This window comes from Acidobacteriota bacterium, from assembly GCA_018001935.1.
Taxonomy (GTDB): Bacteria; Acidobacteriota; JAAYUB01; order JAAYUB01; family JAAYUB01; genus JAGNHB01.
Window position 1 is genome coordinate 1 of sequence record JAGNHB010000099.1, and the last position, 11204, is coordinate 11204.

General features: G+C 65.7%; 9 protein-coding genes and 1 tRNA gene. All 10 read left to right on the forward strand.

All coding sequences use genetic code 11. The features are described 5' to 3' along the window. A partial coding sequence (locus tag KA419_20710) for an arginase family protein (GenBank protein ID MBP7868357.1) occupies nt 1–449 on the forward strand: 449 nt, incomplete at its 5' end. Between the two features lie 84 nt (nt 450–533). Further along, entirely contained in the window at nt 534–1634 is a 1101-nt protein-coding gene (locus KA419_20715) for a DUF4388 domain-containing protein (protein MBP7868358.1), read from the forward strand. 47 nt (nt 1635–1681) lie between these two features. Next, nucleotides 1682–3082, forward strand: a complete 1401-nt coding sequence (locus KA419_20720) for an MBL fold metallo-hydrolase (GenBank protein ID MBP7868359.1) — start codon at nt 1682–1684, stop codon at nt 3080–3082. 39 nt (nt 3083–3121) lie between these two features. Then, nucleotides 3122–4324: a hypothetical protein gene (locus KA419_20725; protein MBP7868360.1), complete on the forward strand. Its 1203-nt coding sequence runs from the start codon at nt 3122–3124 to the stop codon at nt 4322–4324. Nucleotides 4325–4663: 339 nt separating this feature from the next. Next, on the forward strand, nt 4664–5653 hold the full coding sequence (gene gap, locus KA419_20730; protein ID MBP7868361.1) for a type I glyceraldehyde-3-phosphate dehydrogenase: 990 nt from the start codon (nt 4664–4666) through the stop codon (nt 5651–5653). Nucleotides 5654–5666: 13 nt separating this feature from the next. Then, a complete protein-coding gene (locus tag KA419_20735; protein MBP7868362.1) occupies nt 5667–6854 on the forward strand; it encodes a phosphoglycerate kinase in 1188 nt (395 codons plus the stop codon). An 839-nt stretch (nt 6855–7693) separates the two neighbouring features. Next, complete coding sequence (locus KA419_20740; protein MBP7868363.1) at nt 7694–8446, forward strand: triose-phosphate isomerase; 753 nt, start codon at nt 7694–7696, stop codon at nt 8444–8446. A 15-nt stretch (nt 8447–8461) separates the two neighbouring features. Beyond that, nucleotides 8462–8845, forward strand: a complete 384-nt coding sequence (gene secG, locus KA419_20745) for a preprotein translocase subunit SecG (protein MBP7868364.1) — start codon at nt 8462–8464, stop codon at nt 8843–8845. A 544-nt stretch (nt 8846–9389) separates the two neighbouring features. After that, nucleotides 9390–9476: transfer RNA gene (locus KA419_20750), tRNA-Leu, on the forward strand. 1472 nt (nt 9477–10948) lie between these two features. After that, on the forward strand, nt 10949–11204 hold a 256-nt coding region (locus KA419_20755), incomplete at its 3' end, for a hypothetical protein (GenBank protein MBP7868365.1).

Here is an 11204-nt window from a genome sequence, read left to right on the forward strand (position 1 = left end):
CCCTGGGCGACCACCGCTGCGCCAACCCCGCCGTCCATCACCTGCCCGAAACGATCGCCTGGACCGGCGCCCTGCGCCAGGCCACCCAGGACGCCCTGCCGCATGGCATGCCGATTATCATGGGGGGCGATCATTCGCTGGCTTTGGGCACCGTCGCAGGGGTCGCTGCGCATGCCGCCGCGCAGGGCCGCGCGCAGTTCGTGATCTGGCTGGACGCGCACAGCGATTTTCACACCGTCGCCACCACCACGTCGGGAAACCTGCACGGCACGCCGATGGCCTATGCCAATGGGTTGGACGGTTTCGACCCCTTCCCGCCCTTCCCCGCCCTGCCAACCCTTCTCCGCCCTTCCCCGCCATTCCCACCTTTCACACCTTTCACACTTTTCACACCTTCTTTACGTATTCTGCGGTCATCTCCGGGAATTCCGGGGTCTGTGCCGCGGTAAAAATCGGCCGGCAGTGATTTTTCGCACTCGTTTTCCGGCCGCCGATGCTAGAATGAGGCACGAGAACCTTAACGGAGAAGGGTGATGTTGCTTCAGGGGAGTTTGAGAGTCACCACGCTTCCGGAAATCCTGCATTCCATCTGCATCAGTCACGAGACCGGCATCCTCACGCTGCAGCTTTTCAACGTCAAGAAGCGGATCCTCTTCGAGGCGGGGAGCATCGTGTTCGCCTACTCGAACCAGAAGCGGGACACGCTGGGGGAAGTCCTCTTCCGCAAGGGGACCATCTCCCTGGAACAGTATTTGGAAACCGCCAAGCTGATCCGGCCGGGCCTGCGGCACGGGCAGATCCTTCTCCAGAACGGCCTGATCAACACCCAGCAACTGATCGAGGCCGTGCACCGGCAGATCAAGGAGATCATCTTCTCCGTCTTCTCCTGGTCCGAGGGGACCTTCAACTTCGAGCGCTTCGAGGGGTCGAAGGAAACCATCAAGCTCAACATCAGCTCCACCGCCCTGATCATCGAGGGGGTGCTCCTCATCAACGACTGGTCCGTGATCCAGAAGGTGATCGGCCCGCTCGAGACCATCCTGGACGCCTCCCCGGAGTACGAGATCAAGATGATGGAGATCGAACTCTCCGACCGGGAGATGGACATCCTCAACTACGCCCAGAACCAGACCGTCCGGGAGGTCCTCCACTACAGCCTCCTGTCCAACTACGAGACGGCGCGCCTCCTGGCGGCCTTTGTCACCGCCGACCTGCTCCGGATCCGGAAGTCCCAGCACTTCAGCCTGGAAGCGGTGGACGTGCGGGACTCGGAGCGGATCACCCGGGCGTTCACCCTCTACAACTCCCTGTTCGGCTTCATCCGGAAGACGCTCAACGCCGAGGCGGGCCCCATCACCGAGACCATCCTCCGGAACTACTACAACGAGGTCCGCCAGCGGGAACAGGCCCTCCTCCACAACGTCGAGTTCTCCGCCGAGGGCCGGCTGGACCTGGACCTGATGGAACTGAACCTGATGGCCATGGACATCCCGAAGAAATCCAAATACGTGGGGGACATCCTGATCGAGATCCTCCACTCGTTCCTCAAGGCCGTGCGGGAACTCCTCGGGGAGACCCGCCTGAAGAGCCTGGAGGGGGACCTGCGGAGCCTGGCGGAAAAGCACCCGCTCTGAACAGCCCCGCCGGCGTTTGACCGCCGAGATTATCCCGAGGAGGCCCGATGAGCACGACCATCCAGTTCCTTGGCGCGGCCCGGACGGTCACGGGGTCCCGCCACGTGGTGTCCCACCGGGGCAAGGTCGTCATGCTGGACTGCGGCCTGTTCCAGGGGCTGAAGGAGTGGCGGCTCAAGAACTGGGAACCCTTTCCCCTTCCCCCCGGTTACGTGGACGACGTGGTCCTCTCCCACGCCCACCTGGACCACTCGGGCTTTCTGCCCCGCCTCTGCCGGGTCGGCTTCTCCGGGTCCATCTACGCGACGCCCTCCACCACGGACCTGTGCGAGATCATGCTGCCCGACTCGGCCCACATCCAGGAGGAAGACGCGCGGTACGCCAACAAGGAAGGCTTCTCCAAGCACGCCCCGGCCATGCCCCTGTACACCCAGGCGGACGCCGAGCGGGCGCTGGGGGCTTTCCGGACGGTGCCCTACGGCGAGACCCGGGCCCTCAACAAGAACATCGCCTTCGAGTTCCTCGACGCCGGACACATCCTGGGGTCGGCCATGGCCCGCTTCACCCTGCGCCGCGAGGACGAAACCACCTTCTCTCTCCTCTTCACCGGCGACCTCGGCCGCTACGGCGAGCACAACCTCCCCGACCCCACCTCGGTGGACGCGGCGGACTACCTGGTGATGGAGTCGACCTACGGCGACCGCGTCCACGAGGACAGCGACGCGAAGGAAGTCCTGGAGGACACCGTCCGCCGCGTCAGCCGACGGGGCGGGGTGGTGGTGATCCCCAGCTTCGCCGTGGGGAGGACCCAGGAGATCCTGGCGCTGATCCACCTCCTGCAGGACACCGACCGGATCCCCGCGATCCCGGTCTTCCTGGACAGCCCCCTGGCCATCAACGCCACGAAGATCTTCCTCAACTACATGCAGGACCAGCGCTTCGAGATGCAGTGCCCGGAAGCGTCCCCGAACAATCCCATTCTCTGCCACAACCTGAGAATCACCTCGTCCGTCCGGGACTCCATGGCCATCAACGATATCCGGGAGCCCGCCATCATCGTCTCCGCCAGCGGCATGTGCGAGGCGGGGCGGATCCTCCACCACCTCAAGCTCCACCTGCCCAACCCGCGCAACGCCGTGGTCTTCGTCGGCTACCAGGCCGAGGGGACCCGGGGGCGGACCATCCAGGGCGGCGCGCGCGAGGTGAAGATCCACGGCCAGCACGTGCCGATCCGGGCCGAGGTGGTGACCATGGAATCCATGAGCGCCCACGCCGACCGGGACGAGATCTTCCAGTGGCTGTCCCACTTTCGGACCCCTCCCCGCAAAACCTTCGTCGTCCACGGGGAGGAACGCGTGGCCCAATCCCTCGCCGACGAGGTCGCCCGCCGCCTCGGCTGGGAGACCTGCGCCCCGGCGTACCTCGACAAGATCGCGCTGGACGGCTGACGCCGCCGCGTGAAGATATCCGGCAAGGAGGAGGTCGATATGAATTTCTGCATCCACTGCGGGGCCCCGCTGAAGGAAGGCGCCGGGTCCTGCGACATCTGCGGGGCGATGCTGTCGGACTCCCCGACGGTCATGACGGACTCGGTCCCGACCCAGTCCGATTGGGCCCCGGCTTCCGGTTCCGACAAGACGGTCGAGTGCGGCGTGCCGGACCCGGGCCGCCCCCCGGCGCCGCCGGAAGCCTACCCGGACGCGGGCGCCCCGACCCAGTACGTCCCGCCCTCCTACCCGCCTCCGGATGCGGGCGCCCCCACCGAGTACGCGCCCCCGTCCTACCCGCCCCCGGGGTATGGCGGCCCCGGCCCGATGGACCAGGGCCCGGAGGGCATGGCGGGCGCGGAGGGCCCCATGGAGGCCCAACCCTACTACGACACCCAGGCGCCCCCGCCGGCGGCGCGGCCGAAGGGGAGCAAGAAGGGCCTGCTGGTGCTCTTCATCCTGCTGCCCATCGTCGTCGCCGGGGGGGTGGTCGCGGTCTACTTCGTGATGAAGGACCGCCAGGCGGCCTCCACCCCCCCCGCCGCCTCGGTCACGTCCACCACGACCCCGGTCGCCGGTCCTTCGGACCCGGGCCAGTTCCCGGCGGTGTCCAGCGAGACGGCCCCCTACACCGAGGCGGGCTGGGAAACCGGGACGGCGTCCCCGGTCGATGCCACCACCCCCGGCGGGCCGGCGGCCACTTCCCCGGGAACCGTTCCGGGAACCACCGCGGGCGCCGTCCGCCGGCCGGCCCGACCCGGTCAACCGGAGGACATCGGCCTGATCCCCGCGACAACCGCCGGGTCTCAACCGGGGTCCCGGCCCGGCATCGTCGCCCACGACGACGGGAAGGGGGTCACCGCCCACATCGAGGATGTCCCCCCGCCGCCGCGCCCCGTCCAGCCGCCGGTCGCCGCCGCGCCGAAGGTGCTGAGCGAAACCGAACTGATGGGGAAACTGCTCCAGAAGTTCACCCCGCCGCCGCGCAAGCCCGGCAAGAAGATGGTGGAGATCCGCGTGAACGTGATGGTGGACCCCTACGGGAACGTCATCAGCGCCGTCGCCAACCCGGCCGACAAGGCCGCCAAGCCCAACCGGGCCCGGGACGCCGAGGCCACCGTCATGAAGTGGAAGTTCATGCCCACCCAGGAGGGCGGCGCCCGCATCGCCGTCCGGGGCGTGGTGACGATCCGCTTCGAATAGGTCCGACCCGTTCCACAAGGACGCGGGAGGTCTTGACGACCTCCCGCGCTTTTGTGTCGGGGGGGCCCTTCCCGCCGCCGGTTGTTCAGGCGCTTTGGCGGCGGCGTTCCGGCCAGCCGGTCGTCACTTTCGTGGGGTTCGTGCTTCGATTCCCTTTCGGGTATTCCATGTATTTCGTGGTCCCTTCTCCGGTTTGTCCGGTTGAGGACTTCGCGGGATTCGCGCGGTGATTTTTGGGCCCCGTCCGCGGGTCATCCCCCTTGAATCGCCCGCCGGATGTTGCTATGCTAGGCGCTTCGTGAGCGAAACCGAACTTCAGGTTCAATATTGGAGGTTACCATGGCAGTGAAAGTCGGAATCAACGGATTTGGGCGGATCGGGCGTGCCGTGGCGCGCATCACCGCGGGAGACCCCGGGGTCGAGATCGTCGCCATCAACGACATCACCGATGCGAAAACGCTGGCCCACCTTCTCAAGTACGACACCACCATGCGCACCTTCCCCGGCGACGTGAGCGTCAAGGAAGACGGCATCGTGGTCAACGGCCGGTTCATCAAGATCTACGCCGTCAAGGAACCCGCCGCCATCCCGTGGGAGGCCCACGGCGTGGACGTGGTCATCGAGTCCACCGGCAAGTTCACCAAGCGCTCCGACGCCGCCCCGCACCTGAAGGGGTCGGTGAAAAAGGTCGTCATCACGGCCCCCGCCACCGAGCCCGACCTGACCCTGGTCCTGGGCGTCAACGACGCGGCCTACGACCGGGAGAAGCACCACGTGGTCTCCAACGCCTCCTGCACCACCAACTGCCTGGCCCCCGTCGCCAAGGTGCTCCACGACCACTACCGGATCGTCAACGGCTTCATGACCACCATCCACTCCTACACCAACGACCAGCGGGTCCTCGACCTGCCCCACAAGGACCTCCGCCGCGCCCGCGCCGCGGCCCAGAACATCATCCCCACCACCACGGGAGCGGCCAAGGCCATCGCCCTGGCCATCCCCGAGCTGAAGGGGAAGGTGGACGGCATCGCCCTTCGCGTGCCCACGCCCAACGTGTCGGTGGTGGACTTCGTGGCCCAGGTGGAGAAGGTCCCCACGGCCGCCGAGGTCAACGCCGCCATGAAGGCCGCCGCCGAGGGACCGCTCAAGGGCTACCTCCAGTACCTCGACGAGCCCCTCGTCTCCTCCGACTTCATGATGAACCCTCACAGCTCCATCCTCGACTCGGGATACACCGCCGTGATCGGGAGCATGGTGAAGGTCCTGGCCTGGTACGACAACGAGTGGGGGTACTCCTGCCGCGTGGCCGACCTGGTCAAGTTCCTGTGAGCGGGGAGGGGCCATGAAGAAACTCTCCATCCGGGACATGGACCTCAAGGGCAAGCGCGTCTTCATGCGGGTGGACTTCAACGTCCCCGTCAAGGAGGGGAAGGTGAAGGACGACACCCGCGTCCGCGCCACCCTGCCCACCATCCAATTGGCGATGGAAAAGGGGGCGAAGCTGGTGCTGGCCTCGCACCTGGGCCGCCCCAAGGGCGCCCCCGAGCCCGAGTACAGCCTCCGGCCCGTGGCGGACGTCCTCGCCCGGCTCCTGGGCCGGCAGGTCCCCTGCGCCGACGACTGCGTCGGGTTCTCCGTCGAGCTGATGGTGGACTCCCTCAAGCCCGGCGAGGTGCTGCTCCTCGAGAACCTCCGCTTCCACAAGGAGGAGGAGAAGAACGACCCCGGCTTCGCCGCCCAGCTGGCGGAGCTGGCCGACGTCTACGTCAACGACGCCTTCGGGACCGCCCACCGCGCCCACGCCTCCACCGAGGGGATCACCCGCCACGTGAAGGCCAGCGGGGCCGGGCTCCTGATGGAGAAGGAGATCGAGTGGTTGGGCAAGGCCATGGAGGCCCCGGAGAAGCCCTTCGTGGCCATCCTGGGCGGCGCCAAGGTCTCCGACAAGATCGAGGTGATCCGCAACCTGCTCACCAAGGTGGACGTTCTCCTCGTGGGCGGCGGCATGGCCTACACCTTCCTCCGCGCCCAGGGTCACGCCACCGGGAAGTCCCTGGTGGAGGAGGACAAGGTCGAACTGGCGAAGGAACTGCTGGCCCTGGCCGTGGAGAAGGGCGTCAAGCTGCTCCTCCCGAAGGACCACGTCATCGCCGAAGCCCTGGCCGAGGATGCACCCACCCGGATCGTCTCGCCCGGCGAGGAGATCCCGGGCGGGTGGATGGGCCTCGACATCGGCCCCGCCACCGCCGAGGAGTACGCGGAGGTGGTCGCGGGCGCGAAGACCGTGGTCTGGAACGGCCCCATGGGCGTCTTCGAGATGAGACCCTTCGTGGCCGGCACCCGGCGGGTCGGCGAGGCGCTGGCCGCCTCCGGCGCCGTCACGGTGGTGGGCGGCGGCGACACGGCGGCGGCCGTCCAGGCGGTCGGCGTGGCGGAGAAGATGACCCACATCTCCACCGGCGGCGGCGCCTCCCTGGAGTTCATGGAAGGCAAGGTCCTCCCCGGCGTCGCGGCCCTGACGGATGTCTGAGGAGAGCCATTTAGTCTCTACGAAGTAAGATCTTTGGCAAAATGAGCAAGATTTGAGATCATCGGTGGGCTCCCACCGCTTTCAGAGCGGGGAAACCCGATGCGGGGACGGAGGAGGGAATCCCGGCCGCGTCGTCCGGCATGCCACGGGGTTAAAATGCCCCACTTGTGCTGATCCGGTTCCGGAATCGACGTATCCGGTCTCTCGCAAAGACGTCCGGACGCCAAGCCTCGCAAAGGAATCCCCCTTTTCCGGTTCCGGCTTTGCGAGGCTTGGCGTCTTTGCGCCTTTGCGAGAGGTAAAGACCGCCTGTTTTTTTTCTGGAGCGTCCGGATGATCCGTGTCCATCCGTGTTCATCCGTGGTTTCTCTCCGGTTTATCCGGGTTGGGCTGTAGGTGTTTAGGCTGTCAGGTCCGGAGTCCTGAACCGATCTTTGGCAACATGCGCAAAAATCGGGAGCGAAGCTCCGAACCGGCGGCCGGTTGCGGGGCGACGATGACTTCCCGGGTGAGGGCACTCTTCCCTGTCTGCGTCCCCTCTGTGCCTCTGTGCCTCCGTGAGAAATCCTTTCGGATTTCCTCTCACCAAGGCACGGAGGCACGGGAAAGACGCGCTTCCGATTCCCCTGGACCTGCCGAAGCCCTCCCCGGTCTCGGGCCTCCAGACTCTGGCTGCTGTCTCCCCGCTCCTGACTTCCAAATTCTGGATTCTGAATTCTGAATTCTGAATTCCATCCTCCGCTTTCTTCGTCCGTGTGGTTCGTATGGTTCGTGTGGTTTCTGGTTCTTTCCCCTTTCGTGTATTTCGTGTATTTCGTGGTTCAAACAAGGAGTTCCCCATGAAACGAAAACCGCTGCTCGCCGGCAACTGGAAGATGCACACCACCATCCCCGAGTCCGTGGAACTCGCCCGGGCCGTGGCCGCGGGGTCGAACGGCCTGACCGACCGCGAGGTCCTCGTAGCCCCCCCCTTCACCTCGCTGCAAGCGGTCTCCACCGCCCTGGCGGGGACCGGCGTCCTGCTGGGCGCCCAGAACATGCACCACGAGGACACCGGGGCCTTCACCGGCGAGGTCTCCCCGGTCATGCTGCTCTCCGCCGGCGTCACCCACGTCATCCTGGGCCACTCGGAGCGGCGCCACGTCTTCGGCGAAACCGACGGGACCGTCAACAAAAAAGTCCTCAAGGCCGTCCGAAAAGGCCTCGTCCCCATCCTCTGCGTGGGGGAGACCCTGGAGGAGCGCGACCGGGGCGACCTGTTCACGGTGGTCGAAAATCAGGTGGCCCTCGGATTTCAGGGCTTGACAAAGGACGAGGCGTTTCGTATGATCATCGCTTACGAACCGGTCTGGGCCATTGGGACAGGCCGGACCGCCACGCCGGAACAGGCCGAGGAAATGCACGTGTTCATCCGGCGGACCCTGGCGGAACGTTGCGCTCCCGACGTCGCCGAGGGGATGCGGATCCTCTACGGCGGGAGCGTCAAGCCCGAGAACATCTCCCAACTCATGGCGCAGGACGACATCGACGGCGCCCTGGTGGGCGGGGCGAGCCTGAAGGCGGGGGATTTTCTCAAGATCGTGAATTTCTGACGAGGCGAGAGACGCATGGCGACCCTGTTTTTGATCATCCACATCATCTGCTGCCTGATCCTGATCCTGGCCATCCTGCTGCAGGCCGGCAAGAGCGCCGACCTGGCGGGCGCCTTCGGCGGGATGGGCTCCCAGCAGACCTTCGGGCCCCGCGGCCAGGCCACCATCCTGAGCCGCCTGACGACGGGGGCCGCCGTCATCTTCATGGTGACGTCCCTGGCGCTGGCCATCACCATGTCCGGCACCGGCGGCGCGTCCAAGATGCGCGGGTTCAAGGGCGCCGGCGCCCCGGCCTCCACCGCCCCGGCCAAGCCCGGCGCGACCCCGGTCAAGCCCGGGGCCCCGGCCCCGGCCGCCCCCGCGGCGCCCGCCCCGGCCCCCGCGGCCCCGGCGAAGTAAGCCCCGGTGCGCGACGCCGGAGTTCCCCGGGGCCCCGGCGAAGTAGGCTCCGGCGCTCGACTCCAAAGTTCCCCGCGGCCCCGGCGAAGCAGGTTCGGAGAACTTTCCGCGGCCCGGTGTTTCGGCGAGGCAGATCTTTCAAGGATTGACGGTTTCATTCCGGACCTGATCGTGCCGGCCTCCAGGCCCTTTTCAGGTGGTTCGGCCGGCTCGAATGGCTCGATCGGCTCGGGTGGTTCGGATGGCTCGTTTGTTTAGTCTGTTTCGTGTGTTTCGTTTGGTTCGTTTGGCTTGTGCGGTTCATTTGGTTCGTGTGGTTTTTTCGGTTTGTTCGGTTCGTGTGGTTCGTGGTTCCCTTCCGGTTTCCCGGGCCAGGGCCTCCCGAGTGCGCACCGGCGAAAAAACCCTTTGCCTTCGCCCGGGTATTTCGTATAATTGGTCCGTCAGCGGTTCGAAGGCGTGAGGAGCGCGCGCTTAAAACTTGACGGGGAGTCCCCGACGACCGCTTGAATGCTCTTTGCATCGATTGTGTTTTGAATGGAACGCCGAAGTGGTGGAATTGGCAGACACGCCATCTTGAGGGGGTGGTGCTCTACGGGGCGTGCGGGTTCAAGTCCCGCCTTCGGCACCAGATACAAGAAAAGAGGCCTTCCCGCCCGGGAAGGCCTTTTGCTTTGGGGGTGAAGCGAGTCGTGCACCCCCACGTCCTTTTGTAGACAGTTGAACAACGCCATGATCCCCGCCTTGTCGGCCTGCCGGTCGTAGAGCCTCTCCACCCGATCGACGTGGTAGCGCGACTCCAGGATGGCCCGGATCTCCTCGGCGGCCCGAAACGGTTTCCGCAGCGGGTCCCACTCCCGGTAGTCCCCCACCGCGATCAACACCAGCCACTGCGTCCCCACGCGGAATTCCGGGTCCGGCGCCGCCACCCGCGACGCCAGCCCGATGTCCCGGTAAACCGCCATCCCGGCCTCCTTTCCCGCTGAAGTCCGTCACAAGCGCGGCGTGTCGGGGAGTGCGGCGCGCAGGCTCCCGGAGCGCCGCTTTCACCGCGCCGCGCCGGCTGCCAGAGCGGCGCGACGGGGCACGTCGCCGCTCCCCCCGACCCCGAAAGGGTCGAATGTGAATAGAGGAGTGCCCCTCCCCACCGCCCGACCCCGAAGGGGTCGAATTTGAATAGAGGAGTGCCCCTCCCCACCGCCCGACCCCGAAGGGGTCGAATTTGAATCACCCTCTCCGCACATTCGACCCCTTCGGGGTCGGGTCGATCGCTTGTCACCTTTTCTATTCACGTTCGACCCCTTCGGGGTCGAGGGCGTATCGTGTTCCTATTTAAACCGAAGTTTTTTCCTTTGAACGACACAAACCATTATTAGTAAAGGGGAATTGCCAAGACGAGACCGGCGGCTACCGGGAACGGCCGATGGTCGCCAGCAGGTCGTGGGCCCGCTTCTGCAACGGCGTCATGGATGTGATTCGCTCAAAGATGACGTCCTCCTTCCTGGTCTTCAGCCGACAGAGGATCCGGCAGCGGGGGGCCATGGCTTTCAACAGAGCGGAAACTGTGCACGGGCAGGCCGTCTTCCGTCACCCTCCACGCTTTCTTGCTCCTGGCCGCCGCCGAGATGGCCGGCGGCTTCACCGGGTCGCGCGTTTCCGGGGCGGCCGCCAGCGCGACTTGTCCCCGCCGGTCTGCTTGAGAGAACGATCACGGTTGACGGCACCGCAACAAGTACCATCACCCTCCGGGTGATGGCTCAAACAAAGGTCTTACATGCCGGTTCCTGATGACCGCTTGATCATTTGGCTTCCTGTCGAAAGGTCGTGTCCCACGACCTCCAGGCTACCGCCCCCGGGGCGGTTTAGTCCAACAACTATCGGAAAAGCACCCAGATCTTGCCCTCCATGGCATAGAAAACCCCGTCGATTTTCAGCGGGTAGTATTTCCACTGCTTCACCCCTTCCAGAGTGTTGATTCCCGCCCTGTAATCCCGAAAGTGTCCAGGGGTATTTTACCAGAGATCGGTAAGCGCTTAATAAACCCCATCTGGAAAGAGGGGGAGGGTTGGGGGAGGATGAGGCATCTTCGAGAGGAGGTGCTTCATGAATGACGGGACGATGAAGGTCAGGGCGATGTCGGGGGCGGCATGGGGCGGTGATTTTTCCGAGAACGCCGGGGTGGATTTCGGCGAGGCCCGGCTTAGCCAAACGGAAGAGGAGTGGCATCCGGGTTCGCCGGTTTCCGGGACGGAGGAATGCGGCCGGGTGGAAGCGGACGCGGCGGAGGCCGAGGGGGAAGGGATGCCGACGTGGGCGGCGGTGCGGAAGTCCCGGGCGGCCTGTTGGGCGAGCCACGTGG